Consider the following 20,098-nt stretch of genomic DNA (forward strand, 5'->3'; position numbering starts at 1 on the left):
CGAGCGTGCTGCCGCGGCTCATGTCGCCGCCGGGTGCGGCGATGTCGACGCCGGTGCCGTAGTTCGAGTACGGCGCGCGACTGCCGCCATCGCCGATCGACGCCACCGAGATCACGCCGCTGCAGCTGGCCGGCGAGAAGTTCGCGGCATCGCTGTTCGAGTTGCCGGCCGCGACCACGACCGTGGTGTTGCGGCTGCGCGCGCTGTTGATCGCGTTCTGCAGCTCCGGCGAGGCCGAGCACGGATAACCGCCGCCGAGGCTCATGTTCAGCACCCGTGCCGGCTGCGGATTGGCCGGCACATTGGCCACGGTGCCGCCGGAGGCCCAGATGATCGCGTCGGCGATGTCCGAGGTCATGCCGCCGCAGCGGCCGAGCACACGGGCGATCACCAGCTTGGCGCCGAACGCGGCACCGGTGACGCCGAGCGCGTTGTTGCCGAGCGCGGCGATGGTGCCGGCGACGTGCGTGCCGTGCCAGCTGCTGTTCGAGCTGCCGGCGTTGCCGCAGGAGCCGGAGACGCGGAAATCGCCCGGATCGCTGGCATCGGCATCGCGGCCGTTGCCGTCGTTGGCGCTGGTGGCATCGCTGATGAAGTCGTACTGCGCGACGACCTGACCGGCAAGGTCGGCATGCGGCCGGTAGCCGGTGTCGATGATGCCGACGACCGCGCCGCTGCCGGTGCTGCGGTCCCATGCGGTGAACGCGTTGATGCCGGCGATGCCGTAGCTCTGCGCCGGCCCGGCCAGGCCCCAGAGATTCGGCAACTGGGGATCGTTCGGCGTCAGCACCGGCTGGAACACGCGATCCGGTTCGATGCGCAGCAGGCCGGGCGGGGCGTTGCGGCGAATCTGCGCGGCCAGCTCCTCGAGCGCGGTGTCGTCGAGATCGCCACCGGCGTCGACCAGCAGCGCACCGCTGCCGAGCGTGCGCAACAGGCTCAGCGGACGCGCGGTGAGTGCGGCAAGCGCACTGACGCGGCTGCGGGCATCGGGTGCTGGCACCGAACCTGCACGAAGGCTGGCAACGGAAGCGCTGGCATCGTCCTCGAAACGGACGATCAGTTGCGACGGTCGCGCGGCGCCGCGTTTCAGCACGCCGTATGACGGCGAGCCGTCAAGGCCTGATGCGGCCAGCGCGAATGGCGACGGAAATGTGACGCTGGCGGCAGCCACGAGGGCCGACGACAGCAGTCCGAGACGATGGCCAGGAAGTTTCATCGCGCGAGTCCGGAATCAGGGTGATCCCTTGATATCGGCCGCGCCGTGCGTGGCTTGATCGCAGGCGCGACCGCCTGCGGGGGTTCGCGCTACCGCCGGTCGCAATGAACAATCTGGACCACGGCAACGGCACCGGGCACCGAGCCGGCGCACGTGCGAGCGGCACGCAAAACCGCGCTGACATCATGTGTCAGCCCGAAGACATCATCGTGATACCGGCGGCGCGCAGGCTGTCTCCATCGACCGGATACGCCGATCGAGCCTGCCTCGGAGTACTGCCATGACCACGATCCCATCCTTCGTCCGTACCCGTCTGTTCCCTGCCGTGGCACTCGGCGTCGCCGTGCTGTCGACGTCTGCCAATGCCTGCGTGGGTTGCGGCGGCATCAAGCTCAATGGCCCGATCCTGAACGGTCCGATCTTTCAGGGCCCGATCCTTCAGGGCCCGATCCTGCAGGGTCCCGTCATCCAAGGTCCCATCGTCCAGGGCCCCCTGCTGCAGGGGCCGATACTGCAGGGGGCGGCCGCACATGGCACCCAGACGGGCCGGGTCGTGTCGGTGACCCTGCCGAACGGCCTCACGGTGCCGGTGCGCTGAGACCTCGCGGCTTTCGCGCCGTGTCGTGCGGGCAGCGTTGCAGTGCGCGTGGCGCCGGCCGTCTCCGGCTGTGTCGTCGAACCTGACCGTGGAGCGCCCGCGATGAACGCGACCCGGATGGTGGCGGGGCTCGGCCTCGCGATGGGCCTGACGATGCTGGGTGCCTGCCGCGATCAGCGCACGCCGGCGTCGGCTGCGTCAGCGGCGGATCGGTCGAACCTGGTGGTCGAAGGCAGCGGCTTCGCCCTGACGCTGCCGGAGGGTCGCGTGCTGCGCGGCAACGAACTGGCGGGCGCCACGCTCGAACTGGCGCTGGCAGACGGGCAGGTGGCGCCGGTGCGGCTGGCATCGATCACGCCGGACCCGGATCACCCGGACATCCTGCGCCACGATTTCCAGTCCCCGGACGACCATGGCGGCTGGCGGCCGACCTGCACGCCGAATGCCTACGGCGAGCGCTGGGGCTTTCCGGTATCGCTGCCGGAAGGCCATCCCGGCCGTGAAGGGCGGATCACGATCAGCTGCGCGTCCGGAGCCGTGGTCAAGTGCGCGCGCTTCGGCTACCCGCCGTGGCGGCGCGGACCGAACGGCGAAGACCTGCTGCCGCTGCACGCGGCCTGCATGCGCATGGTCCGCGCCGACTACTGCGGCGATGGCACGCCGTGGACCAAGGAAGGCACGGTGATCGACAACTACGACGATCTCGGCATCCAGACCCGCGGCCTGCGCGACGACCCCCGGCACACCTTCGAAGCCGGCTGGACGGCTGCGGGCGCGGTCTGCGTGGCGCACACGCGATGGTCGGACCTCACGACCACCGCGCAGCTCGAGGCGCGCTGTCCGCGGCTGGCGGCCGTGCCGCTGTGCACGGAAGACACGGCCCGCGCGCTCGGCGCGCGGATGTTCAACCACTCGCGCGAATTGCCGTCGCCGTAGCCGTGCGCGGACTCAGCCCTTCTGCAGCGCGTAGGCCTTGACCACGTCGTGCAGGAAGCGGCGGCCGTCCAGCAGCGACTTCACCCGGATGCGCTCGTCGAGCCCGTGGGCGTGGCTGCCTTCGGCGTCGTGGAACATGCCGGACAGGCCGTAGCTCGGAATGCCGGCGGCGTTCAGGAAGCGGCTGTCGGTGGCGCCGGTCGACATCGTCGGCACCAGCACCGCCTCGGGCCAGATCGAGGCCCCGATGCTGCGCACCGGATCGAGAATCGCCGCAGACAGCGGCGGGGGCGGGCCGACCACGGCCTTCTCGCCCGCCGGAGTGACGGTGATGCCGGCATCGCCGAGCTGCTGCTCGATGGTCTTCCGCACCGCGTCGATCGGCGTGCCCGGCAGGATGCGGCAGTTGATGTTGGCGCGGGCGCGCTGCGGCAGGGCGTTCAGGGCATGGCCGGCGTCGACCTTGGTCGCGACGCAGGTCGTGCGCAGCATGCTGTTCCAGCCCGGGTTCAGCTTCCACAGCGTGTCGCTCGCCGCCGGATCGGCCGGATTGGCCAGCACCGCCTTCATCGCCGCCGCCGCGTCGGCCGGCACCAGCTTCGACTGCGCTTCGAAATAGCCGCGCGTCGCGGCGTTGAATGCGGCCGGAAAGCGATAGCCGGAGAACCGGGTCAGCGCGGCACTCAGGCGGTAGATGGCGTTGTCCGGCACCGGGCGCGAGCTGTGACCGCCGGCGTTGGTGATCTCCAGCGTGAAGTCCTGATAGACCTTTTCGCCGGCCTGGATCTGCAGCACCGCCGGCTTGCCGCTGGCATCGAGCTCGCCGCCGGCGCCCTCGTTCAGCGCGAAGGCGGCCTTCAGCACCTCGGGCTTCGTGTCCAGCAGCCAGCGCACGCTGTTGAAGGTTTCCGCGGTCTCCTCGCCGCAGGTCAGCGCCAGCTTGAGGCCGCGGCGCGGCTTGAAGCCGCTGGTCTTGAAGCGGATCAGGCTGTCGGTGAACACCGCCGCCATCGCCTTGTCGTCGCTGGCGCCGCGGGCGTAGAAGAAGCCGTCTTCCTCGACCAGCGTGAACGGGTCGCGCTGCCAGTCCTCGCGCCGGGCTTCGACCACATCGATATGCGCTAGCAGCAGGATCGGCAACGCGGCCTTGTCGCTGCCGGGGAGCGTGGCGATCAGCGCGCCATCCTTCGGCCGCTCCGGTGGGGCGATGATCTGCAGGTCGGCTTCGGCAAAGCCGGCCGCCTTCAGGCGCGCGGCCATCGCTTCCGCGGCGCGGGTGCAGCTGCCGTTCGACAGGGTCGTGTCGATCTCCACCAGTTCCCGGTACAGGCCGCGGAAGGCGGTTTCGTCCGGCGTCGGGGTGGCGGCCAGCGCGGGCACGGCGAGCAGCAGCGGCGCGCAGTGCAGCGCGGCTTGACGAACGAGGCGAGTCATCGGAGCTTCCATCGGAACGGGCGGGAGAGGCGCGAGCGTAACGCGGGGCGGCCAGCGTCGGGCGAGCGGGCGACGCAGCCGGCGTGCCAGCGCCGGTCGCGACGGCATCGGGAACTTTGCCCATATGGCAGCCCGATTCGACTTGTCTATCTTTCCGATGTGGTCCCGAGCGGCGCGATGTTCCGTCCTGCATCGCGTCCGGTCAGTATCCGCGGCGAGCGGCGTCAGACCGCCGCCGAAAAACAAGAACCAACACGAGGAGACGTTCCGATGTCCACCACCCCGACGGGCCTGCGCCTGCGCCCGATCGTGCTCGCGATCCTGCCGATGCTCGGCGCCGGCCCGCTGCTCGCGCACGCCGCGCAGGACGACGAGGCCGGCAGCCTCGCGCCGCTGACGCAGCTGGCACCGGTCACCGTCATCGGCATCACGCCGCTGCCCGGGCTGGCGGTCGATCGCGACCGGATTCCCGGCAATGTGCAGTCGGCCACCGCGACGGACATCGCCGACAGCCATGCGATCGATCTGACCGAATACCTGAATCGCCGCCTCGGCAGCGTTTTCGTCAACGAGATCCAGAACAATCCGTTCCAGCCGGACGTGAACTACCGCGGCTACACCGCGTCGCCGCTGCTCGGCACGCAGCAGGGCCTGTCGGTCTATCTCGACGGCGTGCGCCTGAACCAGCCGTTCGGCGACGTCGTCAGCTGGGATCTGATCCCGAAATCGGCGATATCGGCGATCACGCTGGTTCCCGGCTCGAACCCGCTGTACGGCCTCAATTCGCTCGGCGGCGCGCTGTCGGTGCAGACCAAGAACGGCCTGCGCGATCCCGGCAGCTCGGTGCAGCTGCAGGGCGGCACCTTCGGCCGCGCCTCGCTGGAAGTGGAGGCCGGCGGCAGCGACAAGGCCAGCGGCCTGAACTGGTTCCTGACCGGCAACGTCTTCCACGATGACGGCTGGCGCGAAGAATCGCCGACCGACGTCGGCCAGCTCTTCGGCAAGGTCGGCTGGAAGCGGGACGACACCGACCTGTCGCTGACCGTCGCCTATGCCGATACCGATCTGAACGGCAACGGCCTGCAGGAGCAGCGCTTCCTGGCCCGCGACCGTGCCAGCGTCTACACCAAGCCGGACAACACCAAGAACCGTTCGTGGTTCGTCAACCAGGCGTTCAGCCAGGGCCTGAGCGAGGGGCTGAGCCTGACCGGCAACGCCTATTACCGGCACATCAGGACCAAGACCTTCAACGGCGACATCAACGACGATTCGTTCGATCAGGCGCTGTACCAGCCGAACGCCGCCGAGCGCGCCGCGCTCGCCGCCGCCGGCTTCACCGGCTTTCCGCTGGCCGGCGAGAACGCCGGCAATGCGCCATTCCCGTTCTGGCGCTGCATCGCCAATGCCCTGCTGCGCGACGAGCCGGCCGAGACATGCACCGGCGTCATCAACCAGACCGCGACCAGGCAAAGCAACTATGGCTTCGCGACGCAGCTCAATCTCGACGGCGCCGCGTTCGGCATTCGCCACCAGAGCGTCGCCGGCGTGGCGGTGGACCTGAGCCGCAGCCAGTTCGATCAGTCGTCCGAACTCGGCTACCTCAATCCGGATCGCTCGATCACCGGCGTCGGCGCGTTCGGCGACGGCGTGACCGGCGGCGATGTCGATGGCGAGCCGTACGACACCCGGGTCGATCTGGCGGGCCGCTCGAACACCTACAGCGCCTACCTGACCACCATCCTGACGCTGACCGAAGGGCTCGATCTGACAGCCTCGGGCCGCTACAACCACACCCGCATCCGCAACCGCGACGGCATCATTCCCGGCGGCGAGCCCGGCTCGCTCGATGGCAAGCAGAGCTTCAGCCGCTTCAATCCGGCCGTCGGCCTCACGTGGTCGCCGCTGCGCGCGCTGAACCTGTACGCCGGCTGGAATCAGGGCAGCCGTGCGCCGTCGTCGATCGAACTCGGTTGCGCCGACCCGGCCAATCCGTGCCGGCTGCCGAACTCGTTTGCCGGCGATCCGCCGCTGGATCAGGTGGTCACCACCACGATCGAGGCCGGCGTGCGCGGCTCGGTGCCGGGCCGCTACCAGTGGAACGCCGGCGTCTTCCGCTCCGACAACCGGGACGACTTGCTGTTCGTCGCCGACGATGCCGCCGGCTTCGGCTACTTCCGCAACTTCGGCAAGACCCGCCGCCAGGGCGTCGAAGCCGGTGCCAGCGGCCAGTTCTTCGATCGCCTGACGCTCGGCTTCAACTACACCTTCCTCGACGCCACCTACCGCAGCAGCGAAGTGCTCGATGGCTCGTCGAATTCGAGCAACGAAGCCGCCGAAGACGGCTTTCCGGGCGTCGAGGGCACGATCGAGGTCGGCCGCGGCGATCGCATCCCGCTGGTGCCGCGGCAGATCCTGAAGGTGTTCACCGATGTCGACCTGTTCCGCTGGTGGTCGATCGGCGCCGATGTCACCGCCGTCGGTGGCTCGCTTGCCCGCGGCAACGAGAACGGCGAGCACGAAGCGGACGGCGTCTACTACCTCGGCCCGGGCCGCAGCGCTGGTTATGCCGTGGTCAACCTGAACACCGAGTTCCGGCCGGCCGCGGGCATCAAGCTGTTCGTGCAGGTCAACAACCTGCTGGACCAGCGCTACAGCACCGCGGCACAGCTCGGTGCCACCGGTTTCAACGACGCCGGCAACCTCGAAGGTCGACCGTTCCCGGCCGATGCCAACGGCGATCGTCCGGTCCGCCATGCCACGTTCTACGCGCCGGGCGCGCCGCGCTACGTGATCGCCGGCGTGCGCTACTCGTTCGGCGGCAAGCGCTGAGTCACGCCCGCGGGTCGGCCGTCGTGGCCGGCCCGCGGAAGGGCTGGCGGTTCAGGGCCCGCCCGGCGTCCGCGCATCCGGCTGCACCGGTCGCGCTGCGCGTGCCGATGCGCGCTGACGGCGTTCAGGCGGCATCGGTCGACACCGGGACCGCCGCGCCCGTGGTGGCACCCGGTGCATCGCTGTTGCGCTGATACAGGTCGAGCAGCACTTCGGCGACGGTGCCGTTGCGGATCAGATCCGGGTTGACCAGTGGATACGGCGTGGCCGGCACGAAGCCCGGCAACACCTGCGTCAGGCGGGTGTCGCTCAGCGCCTCGAAACCCATCGACCACTGCGTGAACTTGCGGTGTTCGATCGGTGCCCGGCTGAGCAGGCGCAGGCGGGTATGGCGCGAGTCGCCAACGATGCGTGCATAGAGCGAATCGAGCGCTTCCCGTTCTCCTTCGAGGATCTGGAGGAAGCTGCCGTTGGCATACAGCAGCATGCCGGAAAGCCCGGCGTGGGCGTTGTGCCGGCGGGCCGCGATCAGCAGATCGGCCAGTTCGTCCTCGTTCATCGGGTGCACCGCCTGACTGGCGTAGATTAGTTGCGAAAGCATTGGCATCTCCTCGTCGTCTGTGCTGCCATCGCCGAACGGATCGCCGGCTCGGTCTCCGCGATGGCGCCGCCACGCCCTGCGTGAACAGCGTCATTCGCAGCGATTAGACGCCTGATTTGCGGCGCGGACGATGATTCCCGTTGTGTTCGATACCGTACAGAAGTGCGCGACACGCCCCGCTAGTCTCGTACGCCGCTTCCGCCAAACCAGTGCCCAGCCGGCGACGCAAGCCGATGCCATCGTGCGCGGATGGGCGTTGCCGTGCCGACCGGAATCCGAAGCCCCCGCCGATGCCAGTTCCCATGACGACTCCCCGCATCGACCCGCCGGTCTGGACTTCCGGCGAGCATGAAGCGGCCCTGCTGAAATCCGGTGCCCTGCAGCGCGCGATCCTGTCCAGCGCCACGTTCCCGATCATCGCGACCGACGAGCGCGGCATCATCCAGTTGTTCAACGTCGGTGCCGAGCGTCTGCTCGGCTATCCGGCCGGCGAAGTCATCAACCGGATCACGCCGAGCGAAATCCAGGATCCGGAAGAGGCCAAAGCTCGCGCGATCGCGTTGAGCGCCGAGTACGGCACCGAGATCGCGCCGGGCTTCGAGGCGCTGGCCTACAAGGCTTCGCGCGGCATCGAGGACATCCACGAGCTGACCTACATCGGCCGCGATGGCCTGCCGTTTCCGGCGCTGGTGTCGATCACTGCCCTGCGCGGCGAGGACGAGACGATCATCGGCTATCTGCTGATCGGCGCCGACAACACCGAACGCAAGCGCGCCGAAGCGGAACTGGTGGCCGCCCGCGTGCTGGCCGAGCGCGCCAGCCTGGCGAAATCGGAATTCCTGTCGAGCATGAGCCACGAGCTGCGCACGCCGCTCGGCGCCATCCTCGGCTTCGCGCAGTTGCTGGAATCCGGCCAGCCGCCACCGAGCGCGACACAGGGGCGCAGCATCGACCAGATCCTGAAGGCCGGCTGGTATCTGCTGAAGCTGATCAACGAAGTGCTGGATCTGGCCGTGGTCGAATCCGGCACGGTGACCTTGAACCTGGAGCCGGTGTCGCTGTTCGAGGTGCTGTACGAATGCCATGCCATCGTCGAGCAGCATGCGCGCAAGCGTGCCGTGCGCGTGTTCTACCCGAAGTTCGACAAGGCGCATCTGGTCCGCGCCGACCACACGCGCCTGAAGCAGGTGCTGATCAACCTGCTGTCGAACGCGATCAAGTACAACCGCCACGGCGGCACGGTGACCGTGACCTGCTGCGTCGTCGACGATCGGCTGATCCGCATCGGCGTGCAGGACACCGGCGAAGGCCTGAGCCCGTCGAAGCGCGATCAGCTGTTCCAGCCGTTCAACCGGCTGGGCCAGGAAAGCGGCAGCGAGGAGGGCACCGGCATCGGCCTGGTGCTGTGCAGGCGACTGGTCGAGCTGATGGGCGGCGCCATCACCGTGCACAGCGAAGTCGGCGTCGGCAGCTGCTTCTCGATCGATCTCGCGCTGGAACCGGATGCGCTGCCCGATCCGGCCACGGCGTCGACGATTGTCGCGCAGCGGCAGGCACCGCCGGTCTCCCCGGCGTCCGACCGCTTCATCGAAACCCGGCGCTGCACCCTGCTGTACATCGAAGACATCGCCGCCGATGTCCTGCTGGTGCACGAGCTGGTGGCGCGCCGATCCGACGTCGGCCTGATCACCGCCACCGACAGCACCTGCGGCATCGAGATCGCCCGTACGTATCGTCCGGACCTGATCCTGATGAACATCGACCGGCTCGCCGCCAGCGGCCTGCGCTCGCTGCGGGCGCTGGCGGACGATCCGATCACGGCCCGAGTTCCGGTGATCGCGCTGACCACGCAGAGCATTCCGGCGGCGATCGAGAAAGGGCTGCAAGCCGGCTTCTTCCGCTTTCTGGCCAAGCCGATCCGGATCGACGCCTTCATGGACGCACTCGATGCCGGCATCCAGCGCAACGCCCTGCGTCTCCACCCGACGTTGCCCGTCATGGACAGCCCATGATCACCGAAGCCGAGTTGCTGCAGTCCAACATCCTGATCGTCGACGATCAGAAGTCGAACATCGACCTGCTGCAGGAATTGCTCGGCCAGTCCGGGTTCACGCGCGTGACCGCCACCAGCCGCCCGTCCGATGTCTGCGAACTGCACCGGCGCATCGGCTACGACCTGATCCTGCTCGATCTGCAGATGCCGGACATGGACGGCTTCCAGGTGATGGCGGCCCTGAAGGCCAGCCTCGGCGACGATTACCTGCCGGTGGTCGTGCTCACCGCGCAGCCCGGGCACAAGCTGCGGGCCCTGATGAGCGGCGCGAAGGATTTCATCAGCAAGCCGTTCGATCTGGCGGAAGTCCGAACGCGCATCCGCAACATGCTGGAGGTGCGGCTGCTGTACCGGAAGCTGGAGGCGCACAACGCGACGCTGGAACTGCTGGTGGCCGAGCGCACCGCGGAGCTGCGCGAAAGCGAGGCGCGCTACCGCAGCCTGACCGAGCTGGCCTCCGACTGGTACTGGGAGCAGGACGCGGCGGGCCGCTTCACCAAGGTGTCCGGCCCGGTGCTGGAAATGCTCGGCATCCGGGTTGCGGCACTGGTCGACGCGGACACGCCGCCCGGCGCGTCACCGATGCAGCCAGCCGATGGGGTGGCCGGTGTCGATGCCGGCGCGGGCTGGAACGAGACCGAGCGCTCGGAGCTGCGCGAAAAGATCGACGCCCGCGAGCCGTTCATCGATTTCGTCTACAGCCGGCACGACGCCAGCGGCGCGCTGCGCAAATACCAGGTCAGCGGTGAGCCGATGTTCAACCGGGCCTGCCAGTTCATCGGCTACCGGGGCATTGGCGTCGAACTCACCAGCCACCGCTAGCCCCCGCCGACTCGTGCGCGACCTCCATCAACCCCGCGATCCGGCGCGGCACAACGGCCTGCTGGCCCTGCTGCCTGCGCAGGATTGCTCGCGCCTCGCGCCGCATCTGGAATGGCTGCCGATGCGGCTGGGCGAAACCGTTCATGAACCCGGCCGCGAACTGCGCTACGGCTATTTCCCGACGACGGCGATCGTCTCGCTGGTCTACATCCTCGCGTCCGGCGCATCGGCCGAGCAGGCCAGCATCGGCAACGAGGGACTGGTCGGCATGCCGCTGCTGCTGGGCGGCAACACCACCGTCAGCACGTCGGTGGTGCAGACCGCCGGACACGCCTACCGCGTGCCGGGCCGCGTGCTGAAGGAGATGTTCGTCGAGTCGCCGGAGTTCCAGCGACTGCTTCTGCGCTACACCCAGGTGCTGGTCACGCAGGTGGCCCAGACGGCGGTCTGCAACCGCGGCCACAGCATCGAGCAGCAGTTGTGCCGGTGGCTGCTGGCGATGCTCGATCGCGGCGTCACCGGCGAACTGGTGGTGACGCAGGAACTGGTCGCCAACGCCCTTGGCGTGCGCCGCGAAGGCGTGACCGAAGCCGCCGGCCGACTGCAGCGCGCCGGCATCATCAGCTATCGCCGCGGCCACATCTCGGTGCAGGACCGCGCACGGCTCGAAACCGGCAGCTGCGAGTGCTACGGCGTGGTCAAGGACGAGGTCAAGCGCCTGCTGGCGGGCTACCGCGCACGCTGAGGCGCGACCGCCGCTTACCAGTACGACTCGCGATCCGGCGTCGACGCGATCTTGTGGATGCTCAGGTCGGCGCCGTTGAATTCCTCTTCCGGCGTCAGGCGCAGCCCCATCGCCGCCTTCAATCCGCCGTAGACGATGAAGCCGCCGGCCAGCGCGATGACGATGCCGAGCGCGGTGCCGACCAACTGCGCGCCGAGGCTGACGCCGCCGAGCCCGCCCAGCGCCGTGCCACCGAAGAGGCCGGCAGCAACGCCGCCCCAGGCGCCGCACAGCCCATGCAGCGGCCAGACGCCGAGCACGTCATCGATCTTCCAGCGGTTCTGGGTCAAGGTGAACAGGTAGACGAACAGGCCGCCAGCGACCGCCCCCGTGGCCAGCGCGCCGAGCGGATGCATCACGTCCGAACCCGCGCAGACCGCGACCAGCCCGGCGAGCGGCCCGTTGTGGACGAAGCCCGGATCGTTGCGGCCCATGACCAGCGCGACGAGCGTGCCGCCGACCATCGCCATCAGCGAGTTCATCGCGACGAGGCCGCTGATCTTGTCCAGGGTCTGCGCACTCATCACGTTGAAGCCGAACCAGCCGACGATCAGGATCCAGGCCCCGAGCGCCAGGAACGGAATGCTCGAAGGCGGATGCGCGGAAATCTCGCCGGAATTGCCGTAGCGGCCCCGCCGCGCGCCGAGCACCAGCACCGCTGCCAGCGCGATCCAGCCGCCGACCGCATGCACCACGACCGAGCCGGCGAAGTCATGGAAGTTGGCGCCGAACGTCGCCAGCAGCCAGTCCTGCACGCCGAAGCCGCCGTTCCACGCGATGCGCTCGAACAGCGGATAGACCAGCGCGACGATCAGGAAAGTGCCGGCCAGCTGCGGGTAGAAGCGCGTGCGCTCGGCAATGCCGCCGGAAATGATCGCCGGCACCGCAGCCGCGAACGTCAGCAGGAAGAAGAACTTGGTCAGCCCGAAGCCGCTGTTCGCCGCCAGCTCCGCGGCCGGCACGAAGAAGGTTTCGCCGTAGGCAATCAGGTAGCCGATGACGAAGTAGGCGAGCGTCGACACACCGAAATCGCACAGGATCTTGACCAGCGCATTGACCTGATTCTTGCGCCGCACGGTGCCCAGTTCGAGGAACGCGAAGCCGGCATGCATGGCGAGGATCATGATCGCGCCAAGCAGAATGAACAGGACGTCTGCGGGCGTCTTGATGTCGTGCACTGAAATGGTCTCTTGAGTGGACTGGAGCGGCCATCCCTGTGCACGCGGCGCGCATTATCGCCAAAACCGCGCTGAATGCGGCATGTCCCGCGCCACCGCGGTGCAGACGACGCGTTGGATGCCGCAGGTCATGCGCCGAAACGAGGCGTTCGCGTCGGATTTCGGCGGCACGTCGGCCGGACATCGGCGCCGCTGGGACAGGCATTCGATCCGCGGGTTCCAGTGCCCGGTGGTCTGCGGGCCCTGCCATCGCGGCGCGAGATCGCGATCACGCCGCGCCGCCGACGCCGTCGATGCGACTCGACGACAGGCCAGCCGGATCGGGCACCATCCGGCGCAGCACCGGTCGCCGTCATCGCTTGCACGAGCCGCCCGATTGCCGCCCGATTGACGGCCGAACCGACCGCCGCCGAACATTCCGTCATGGCCCGCACAATCGATCGATCCCGCCGCTCGCCGACGCCGGAACGCCCGGTTGCCCCGCCAGCCCCACCGCTGTTCTACCGCGACGGCCGCAAGCTCGATGACGCCGAGCGCGGCATCGCACCACCCGAAGACGCACCGCAAGACCTGTTGCGGCTGCTGAAAGACCAAGATGCCCGTCAGGCTGCCGCCAAGGCTCCGTCGGAACGCAAGGGCGCATCCGATCAGGTGTTCGACATCATCCTGCTGATCAGCGACCTGTTCGTCGGCCTCAGCCAGTGGCTGACCTGGCGGCGGCTGACCTGGCGGCGGCTGATCGGCGCGATCGTGCTGGTGGCGCTGGTGAAGGGCTGTCTGGACACTGCTGCCGCCGCCACACGCCTGCATTGACTCGAAGGCGCCCGCCGCGTCGCGGCCGACGGTAACGCTCGACCGGCAGGAAGCCTGACCGCGTCGCGTCGAAATCCGCGTTCGCCATTCGTCGTCATCATGACCACACGACCATCGGCTGGCCTGCGGGCCGCCACGCGACCGGAGATTCCGCGATGCAGTACTGGATTGCCATCCACCATCCGCTCGACTTCGATCCGCCCGTCGCGGACGACGCGACGATGCGCGACATTGATGCGCTGAACGACGAGATGGTCGCGGCCGGCGTGCGCCTGTTTGCAGGCGGGCTGCGGCCGCCGGCGGCGGCACGATCGATCCGAGCCGGTGACGACGGGCAGGCGCGGGTCAGCGATGGTCCGTATCTGCGGACGCAGGAATACGTCGGCGGCTTCTGGATTCTCGACGTCGCCGACCTCGACGCCGCGCTGGCGTGGGGACGGAAAGCGGCGTTGGCCTGTCGGACGCCGGTGGAGGTCAGGCCGTTCTTCTGATGGCGCCGTCGGGCGGTCTCGCTGCCGTTGGCCGGGCGAGCGGGATCAGTGGCCGCCCTGATCCTTCCACGCCGGCGGCGCGGGCGGGTACAGCCCGGTGCGCTCGACGACCGGCTCGCTGTCATCGAACTGTTCGCAGCGATCGCTGTTGAAGTTCAGCGTACCGAACACGGCAACGCAGGCCGTCACGTCCTGCGGCTTGATGCGCATGTGCTTCGCCAGCCACGTGCATTGCGCGGTGGTGCCGACGAGGTAGCTGCCGATGGCCTGCACCGCGCCGGCCGGTGCGGTCTGCTTGGTGTCCGTCAGCGCGTGATGAAGCTGCACGGCGTCGGTGCTGATCAGGTGCGACAGCTCATGGCTCATCGTGTTGATCGCGCAGGAGCGCGTCACCGCATTGCCCGACAGCCAGCGCTTCAGGTGCGCACGGCCGAGGCTCACCGATGTCGACGAGTCGCCGTCTCCAAACGGATCGCCGGTCCAGCCAGCGGTGGCGGTCGCGTCGTAGGTGCCGCCGACCAGCGCGAGCGGGCTCGGCACGTCGCGCAGCCCGGCGCGCTTCAGCGTGACGATGTTGGCGAGGTCGTCGCGCGAGCCCAAGTCACCGGCCCTGAGGTAGATGCGCTGGATGGACGAGGGCAGCGCGCGCAGGTTCTGTTCGAAGGCCGGCGATTTCAGGATCTCGGTGGCTTCGGCAATCCAGGCCTCGACCGCCGCTTCCTCCCGTCCCGGGCTGGTCGCGCCGAGATGAACCCAGGGGTCGACAGCCCAGGCCGCGGGCGTGAGCAGCACGATCGCGATCCACGTCGCGGTCCACGTCGCGACAGTGCCGACGGCGGTGGCGCGCCGGGTCCTCCAAGCGGCGACAGGCATTCGAGTTCTCCAAAGCCGGATGCCGACAGTCTTGCGAATGCCGGGCATGGCCGGAACGTCGTCAATCCGTCCCAGTCCGGAATGCCGGCACAGGCCGCACTCGCCCGGCTTCAGGCCAGCAGCTGCAGGCTCGCCAGCCGCGAATACAGGCCGCCGCTCTGCATCAGGGTGGCCGGCGTGCCGATCTCGACGATGCGGCCGGCGTCCATCACCACGATGCGATCGGCACGCTGAACCGTGGCCAGACGATGCGCGATGATCAAGGTCGTGCGGTTCTGCATCGCCGCTTCGAGCCCGCGCTGCACGTGCTGCTCGCTTTCGGCGTCCAGCGCGCTCGTGGCTTCGTCGAGCAGCAGCAGCGGCGGGTTCTTGAGGATGGCGCGGGCAATCGCGATGCGCTGGCGCTGGCCGCCGGACAGGCGCACGCCGCGCTCGCCGAGGAAGGTCCGGTAGCCATCCGGCAGGCGGTCGAGGAATTCGTCGGCGCGGGCGGTGCGGGCGGCGGCGCGCACTTCGTCATCGGTGGCGTCGGTGTTGCCGTAGCGGATGTTGGCGTAAGCATCGGCCGAGAAGATCACCGCGTCCTGCGGAACGATGCCGATGCGGGCGCGCAAGGTCTGCGGATCGAGTGTGCGGATGTCCACGCCGTTGAAGCGGATGCTGCCGCTTTCGGCATCGTAGAAGCGCAGCAGCAGTTGGAACAGCGTGGTCTTGCCGGCGCCACTCGGGCCGACCAGCGCCACGGTTTCGCCTTCGGCGATGTCGAGCGTGATGTCGTCCAGCGCCCGGGTTTCCGGCCGCGACGGGTAGCGGAAGTTCAGGTGGCTGAAGCTGACGCTGGCCTTCTGCGCCGGCGGCAGCGCCGCCGGGCTGGCCGGCGCGCGGATCTCCGGTTCCGCGGTCAGCAGTTCGACGAGGCGCTCGGTGGCGCCGGCGGCGCGCATGACATCGCCCCAGACTTCGGCGATCACGCCGACCGAGCCGGCGGTGAGCACCGCGTACAGCACGAACGAGGCGAGGGTGCCCGCGGTCATCGTGCCGGCGACGACCGACTGCGCACCGAGCCACAGCACGAAGACGATGGCACCGAAGACGCCGCCGATGAGCGCCGCCGTCATCGTCGCGCGCAGGCGGGTGCGGCGGATCGCGGCGGTGAAGCTGCCTTCGACCGTTTCGTCGTAGCGGCGGGCTTCCCAGCGCTCCTGGGTGAAGGCCTGCACGGTCGGGATCGCGTTCAGGATTTCGCCGGCCACGGCGGAGGTATCGGCAATGCGGTCCTGCGATTCGCGGGACAGCTTCTTCACTGCGCGGCCGATCGCCACCAGCGGCAGCACCACGGCCACCAGCATCGCCACGGTGATCGCGAACAGTTTCAGGCTCGTGACCGCGAGCATGACCATGCCGCCGGCGAACTGGAACGCGCTGCGCAGGCCCATCGAGATGGTCGAGCCGACCACGGTCTGCACCACGGTGGTGTCGCCGGTCAGGCGCGACAGCACTTCGCCGGTACGGGTGGTTTCGAAGTACGCCGGGGACTGCGACAGCATCGAGCGGTAGACCGCGCTGCGGATGTCGGCGGTCACCCGTTCGCCGATCCAGCTGACGAAGTAGAAGCGGCCGGCGGTCGACAGCGCCCAGAACAGCGCGATGCCGGCCAGGGCCAGGAAGTGGCCGTTGATGTCGCCGGAGGTGGCGTGGGTGACGAAGCCCTTGTCGATCAGGTCGCGGAACGCGATCGGCACGATCAGCAGCGCGGCCGAGCTGATGCACAGCAGCACGAACGCGATGGCGATGCGTCCGCGATACGGGGCCAGGAACGGCCGCAGACCGGCGAGCGACGACAGCTTCCGCTTCGGCGGCGGGCTGGTGACTGCGTCATCGACGGGCGTGCCGCTGGCAGCGGAGGACGAACCGGAGGTGGGGGACACGGAGGCGTTCATCGGGGACGTCAGGCGGGGGTCGTCTATTGTAAGTGGCGGGTCAAAATGTGGGTTTGTGCGGCGAGGCGCGCGGGCGAACCGCTGGATTCCCGCCTGCGCGGGAATGACGAACGTGATTGATGAACGAATGGTGGGAGTCGCGCCGCTCCAGCCACGACAGGACTCGCCTCGGCACGAATCCCGCTTTGCGCAGCTACCGGTTTCGTACACTGCGCCATGTCCTTGTCCTTCCTGAAAGATTTTTCGCTGCCGGCGGTCGTCGCGGGCTTCGTGACGGTGCTGGTCGGCTTCACGAGCTCGGCCGTCGTCGTGTTTCAGGCGGCGCAGGGGCTCGGGGCCTCGCCGGCGGAAATCGGCTCGTGGATGTGGGCACTGGGCTGGGGCATGGGCATCACCTGCATCGGCCTGTCGCTGCGCTACCGGGTGCCGGTGGTCACGGCGTGGTCGACGCCCGGTGCGGCGATGCTGGTCACCGCGGCGGCCGGGGTGCGGCTGGACGAGGCGATCGGGGCGTTCACCGTGTCGGCGGCGCTGATGGCGCTGGCCGGCTTTTCCGGCGCGTTCGAGCGCGTGATCAGCCGCATACCGGTGGCGCTGGCGTCGGCGATGCTCGCCGGCATCCTGCTGCGCTTCGGCATCGACCTGTTCACCGCGATGCAGCAGCAGTTCGCGATGGGCTTCGCGATGTTCGCGGTGTATCTGGCGATGCGCCGGCTGCAGCCGCGCTACGCCGTGGTGGCGACGCTGGCGGTCGGCATCACGGTGGCCGGTTACGAAGGCTTGCTGAAGGTCGAGGGCCTGCATCTGGCGCTGGCAATGCCCACCTGGACGACGCCCGCGTTCAGCCTGCAGGCGCTGGTCAGCATCGCGATTCCGCTGTTCGTGGTGACGATGGCCTCGCAGAACATTCCGGGGCTGTCGGTGCTGCGGGCGTCCGGCTATTCGGCCCCGGTGTCGCCGGTGATTGGCTGGATCGGCACGGTGAATCTGGTGCTGGCGCCGTTCGGCGCGTTCGCGCTGAATCTGGCGGCGATCACGGCGGCGATCTGCATGGGCCGCGAGGCGCACGAGGACCCGGCCAAGCGCTACACGGCGTCGATCTCGGCCGGCGTCATCTACTGCGTCGTCGGCGTGTTCGGGGCGACGGTGGCCGCGGTGTTCGCCGCGTTTCCGCGCGAGCTGGTGCTGGTGATTGCCGGGCTGGCGCTGCTCGGCACCATCGGCAGCGGACTGGCCGGGGCCGTGGCCGACGAGCGCCACCGCGAGCCGGCGCTGGTGACCTTTCTGGTGACGGCGAGCGGTGTCAGCTACGTCGGCGTCGGCTCGGCGTTCTGGGGGCTGGTGGCCGGCGCGCTGGCGATGGCCGTGCTGCGCGGGCGTCTGCGCTGATCGCGACCCGACCGCCGCGCCCGCACCGGCGCGGGCCGCAAGCGATTACAGTGCGGTCCCACTTTTCGCCCGGTTTCGCACCGCCATGACCTTCACCCCGACCCGCGCCGCCGCGCTCGCGCGCCTGCGCGACTTCCTGCCGAGCACCGGCAGCGTCTACGCCAACGAACGCAACGCCGATCGCGGCCCGAACCCGGCCACCGGCCTGCGCGACAACGTGTCGATGCTGTCGCCGGCGGTCCGCCATCGCCTGATCACCGAGCAGGAGATCGTCGCCGCCACGCTCGGCCGCTATGCCTTCTCGACCAGCGAAAAGTTCGTGCAGGAAGTCTGCTGGCGCACGTACTGGAAGGGCTGGCTGGAACTGCGGCCGCAGGTCTGGCGCGACTATCAGGCGTCGCTGGTCGGCTGGCACGCGAAGGTCGGCGACGGCGATGGCGTCGACCGGCCGATCCGCAAGCGCTGGCAGGCGGCGGTCGACGGCAACACCGGCATCGCCTGCTTCGATGACTGGACGCGCGAGCTGATCGCGACCGGCTACCTGCACAACCACGTGCGGATGTGGTTCGCGTCGATCTGGATCTTCACGCTGAACCTGCCGTGGCAGCTCGGTGCCGACTTCTTCTATCGCCACCTGCTCGACGGCGATCCGGCCTCGAACACGCTGAGCTGGCGCTGGGTGGCCGGACTGCAGACGCGCGGCAAGCACTATCTGGCGCGGCCGGACAACATCCAGAAGTACACCGGCAACCGCTACTGGCCGAAAGGCGCGCTGAACGAGGATGCGCTGCCGCTGCCGCCGGACGAGATTCCCGCCGCCGGCCGCATCGGCGAGCTGCCGCTGCCGAAGGCCGGCCTGCGCACCGCGCTGTGGCTGACCGAGGAAGACCTGCATGCCGAAAGCTGGCCGATCGCGCCGGTGACCGACATTGTCGCGATCGGCGGCGATGTGTCGCCGGAGACCCGCTCGTGGCACCCGGTCGCCGAGCCGGTGATCCGCTACACCGAGTCAGCGCTCGATGACGGGATGGCCCGCGCGGCGAGTCACTGGTCCTTGCCGGCCGGCCGCGTCCGTCCGGCGGATCGCCATCGCTGGCTGGCCGATCACGGCGTGCAGCAGGTGGTGACAGCCTACGCGCCGGTCGGCCCCGCGGCCGACGCGCTGCGCGCCTTCGGCAAGCAGCTCAAGGCCGACGGCATCGCGCTGGTACAGGTCCGCCGGGACTGGGACAGCGCGTTCTGGCCGCATGCCGCGAAGGGCTTCTTCCAGCTGCGCGAGAAGATCCGGCCGGTGCTGGCGGAGCTGCAGGTACCGTGACCGGCGCTCGCCGTTAGCAGCCGCCAAGTCACTGTGCTAACAGGAGTTTTTGACGAAGGACAGTTGAAATCGGGCGCAGGATTTGCATGATTCCGGGCAGGCACTTGTTCCGGAGGACGTCATGCAATCTCCCGATTTCGCGCAGTTCGGCACATCCGCGCTGGAGCAGAAGGACCTGCTGTTCCTGTTCGAGCATTTCCCGGTGCCGGGGACCGATGCGGTGGAAGCCGCGCGCCGGGTGATCGAGCAGCCGAGCACGCTCGAATCGCTGCTTGAAAGCCGTTACGTGCAGGACGCGATGCTCGACCCGGCGGCGGCCTGGGTCGATGTTTCGCCGAAGCTGTACTTCAACGTGATGCTGCGCCGGGCGCTGGCTGGCCGTCGCGACGCCGGCGAGCGCCGCACGATCCACTACCTGTCGAACCTGCTGGCGCTGTTCTCGTCGAACGAGCGCCTGCACCGGGTACAGCACGGCGACGCGCAGGATTACGACTATCTGGTCGATCTGGTGCAGGAGGCGGCGAATGCCGGCCACGAGCGGCGCTTTCTGGTGCTGAGCCAGATCGGCAACTACGCGCTGTTCCTCGCCGGCTGGTGCGCGCCGTGGATCGAGCACCGCCGCCGCTTCTTCAACCGGCCGCTCGGGCTCGACTACTACTGCAACATGAGCCGCACGCATTACGCATCGGCCGCGAAGCACGAACTGGCCGACACCTTCGGCCTGAAGCCGGTGTTCGCGCAGCTGGCGATGCGCTTCGATTACTACCGCGACGGCATCGAGAAGATGGCCGGGGCGCGGGTGCACTGAAGCGCGCGCACG

The 20,098-nt window shown here is 68.8% G+C and carries 17 protein-coding genes; 11 read left to right on the plus strand and 6 right to left on the minus strand.

Features of this window, described 5'->3' with window-relative positions:
• A partial coding sequence (locus tag QZ951_RS16370) for a S8 family serine peptidase (protein WP_293002511.1) occupies window positions 1-1,219 on the minus strand: 1,219 nt, incomplete at its 3' end.
• 280 nt (window positions 1,220-1,499) lie between these two features.
• Here QZ951_RS16370 and QZ951_RS16375 point away from each other — a divergent pair.
• Both QZ951_RS16375 and QZ951_RS16380 read left to right on the plus strand, forming a co-directional pair.
• Window positions 1,500-1,817, plus strand: a complete 318-nt coding sequence (locus QZ951_RS16375; protein ID WP_293002514.1) for a hypothetical protein — start codon at window positions 1,500-1,502, stop codon at window positions 1,815-1,817.
• A gap of 102 nt (window positions 1,818-1,919) precedes the next feature.
• Window positions 1,920-2,753 carry an ADYC domain-containing protein gene (locus QZ951_RS16380; RefSeq protein WP_293002516.1) on the plus strand — a complete coding sequence of 278 codons (834 nt, stop codon included), beginning with the start codon at window positions 1,920-1,922 and terminating at the stop codon, window positions 2,751-2,753.
• Window positions 2,754-2,765: 12 nt separating this feature from the next.
• Here QZ951_RS16380 and QZ951_RS16385 read toward each other — a convergent pair whose 3' ends face one another.
• The gene (locus QZ951_RS16385) at window positions 2,766-4,187 is read right to left on the minus strand and encodes a M20/M25/M40 family metallo-hydrolase (RefSeq protein ID WP_293002518.1); all 1,422 of its coding nucleotides are present in this window, start codon (window positions 4,185-4,187) and stop codon (window positions 2,766-2,768) included.
• 270 nt (window positions 4,188-4,457) lie between these two features.
• Here QZ951_RS16385 and QZ951_RS16390 point away from each other — a divergent pair, with 270 nt between their 5' ends.
• A complete protein-coding gene (locus tag QZ951_RS16390; protein WP_293002520.1) occupies window positions 4,458-7,016 on the plus strand; it encodes a TonB-dependent receptor in 2,559 nt (852 codons plus the stop codon).
• Between the two features lie 124 nt (window positions 7,017-7,140).
• Here the strand turns inward: QZ951_RS16390 and QZ951_RS16395 are convergent, their stop codons facing one another.
• Window positions 7,141-7,617, minus strand: a complete 477-nt coding sequence (locus QZ951_RS16395) for a BLUF domain-containing protein (protein WP_293002522.1) — start codon at window positions 7,615-7,617, stop codon at window positions 7,141-7,143.
• Window positions 7,618-7,919: 302 nt separating this feature from the next.
• Between QZ951_RS16395 and QZ951_RS16400 the strand changes: the two genes are divergently transcribed.
• Genes QZ951_RS16400 through QZ951_RS16410 form a run of 3 tightly spaced genes read left to right on the plus strand, consistent with a single transcriptional unit; the run spans window position 7,920 to window position 11,237 of the window.
• Entirely contained in the window at window positions 7,920-9,629 is a 1,710-nt protein-coding gene (locus QZ951_RS16400) for an ATP-binding protein (protein WP_293002524.1), read from the plus strand.
• Entirely contained in the window at window positions 9,626-10,492 is an 867-nt protein-coding gene (locus tag QZ951_RS16405) for a response regulator (protein ID WP_293002526.1), read from the plus strand. Before QZ951_RS16400 ends, QZ951_RS16405 begins: the two co-directional genes overlap by 4 nt.
• Window positions 10,493-10,505: 13 nt before the next feature.
• Window positions 10,506-11,237, plus strand: a complete 732-nt coding sequence (locus tag QZ951_RS16410) for a Crp/Fnr family transcriptional regulator (protein ID WP_293002528.1) — start codon at window positions 10,506-10,508, stop codon at window positions 11,235-11,237.
• A gap of 14 nt (window positions 11,238-11,251) precedes the next feature.
• On the opposite strand, the gene QZ951_RS16415 is transcribed toward QZ951_RS16410, so the two are convergent.
• On the minus strand, window positions 11,252-12,454 hold the full coding sequence (locus QZ951_RS16415) for an ammonium transporter (RefSeq protein ID WP_293002530.1): 1,203 nt from the start codon (window positions 12,452-12,454) through the stop codon (window positions 11,252-11,254).
• A 423-nt stretch (window positions 12,455-12,877) separates the two neighbouring features.
• On the opposite strand from QZ951_RS16415, the gene QZ951_RS16420 reads away from it, so the two are divergent.
• Both QZ951_RS16420 and QZ951_RS16425 read left to right on the plus strand, forming a co-directional pair.
• Window positions 12,878-13,267 (plus strand): hypothetical protein, encoded by a 390-nt coding sequence (locus tag QZ951_RS16420; RefSeq protein ID WP_293002532.1) that lies wholly within the window; start codon window positions 12,878-12,880, stop codon window positions 13,265-13,267.
• 155 nt (window positions 13,268-13,422) lie between these two features.
• On the plus strand, window positions 13,423-13,758 hold the full coding sequence (locus tag QZ951_RS16425) for a YciI family protein (protein ID WP_293002534.1): 336 nt from the start codon (window positions 13,423-13,425) through the stop codon (window positions 13,756-13,758).
• 45 nt (window positions 13,759-13,803) lie between these two features.
• On the opposite strand, the gene QZ951_RS16430 is transcribed toward QZ951_RS16425, so the two are convergent.
• The gene (locus QZ951_RS16430; RefSeq protein WP_293002536.1) at window positions 13,804-14,631 is read right to left on the minus strand and encodes a hypothetical protein; all 828 of its coding nucleotides are present in this window, start codon (window positions 14,629-14,631) and stop codon (window positions 13,804-13,806) included.
• 110 nt (window positions 14,632-14,741) lie between these two features.
• On the minus strand, window positions 14,742-16,571 hold the full coding sequence (locus QZ951_RS16435; RefSeq protein WP_293002538.1) for an ABC transporter transmembrane domain-containing protein: 1,830 nt from the start codon (window positions 16,569-16,571) through the stop codon (window positions 14,742-14,744).
• A 216-nt stretch (window positions 16,572-16,787) separates the two neighbouring features.
• On the opposite strand from QZ951_RS16435, the gene QZ951_RS16440 reads away from it, so the two are divergent.
• The 3 genes from QZ951_RS16440 to QZ951_RS16450 all read left to right on the plus strand — a co-directional run bounded on the left by QZ951_RS16440 (window position 16,788) and on the right by QZ951_RS16450 (window position 20,086).
• Window positions 16,788-17,960 carry a benzoate/H(+) symporter BenE family transporter gene (locus QZ951_RS16440; RefSeq protein WP_293002540.1) on the plus strand — a complete coding sequence of 391 codons (1,173 nt, stop codon included), beginning with the start codon at window positions 16,788-16,790 and terminating at the stop codon, window positions 17,958-17,960.
• Window positions 17,961-18,045: 85 nt separating this feature from the next.
• Window positions 18,046-19,278 carry an FAD-binding domain-containing protein gene (locus QZ951_RS16445; RefSeq protein ID WP_293002542.1) on the plus strand — a complete coding sequence of 411 codons (1,233 nt, stop codon included), beginning with the start codon at window positions 18,046-18,048 and terminating at the stop codon, window positions 19,276-19,278.
• 121 nt (window positions 19,279-19,399) lie between these two features.
• Window positions 19,400-20,086, plus strand: a complete 687-nt coding sequence (locus QZ951_RS16450; protein ID WP_293002544.1) for a hypothetical protein — start codon at window positions 19,400-19,402, stop codon at window positions 20,084-20,086.
• Window positions 20,087-20,098 lie beyond the last annotated feature (12 nt).

This window comes from Nevskia sp. (assembly GCF_021732705.1).
Classification (GTDB): Bacteria; Pseudomonadota; Gammaproteobacteria; order Nevskiales; family Nevskiaceae; genus Nevskia.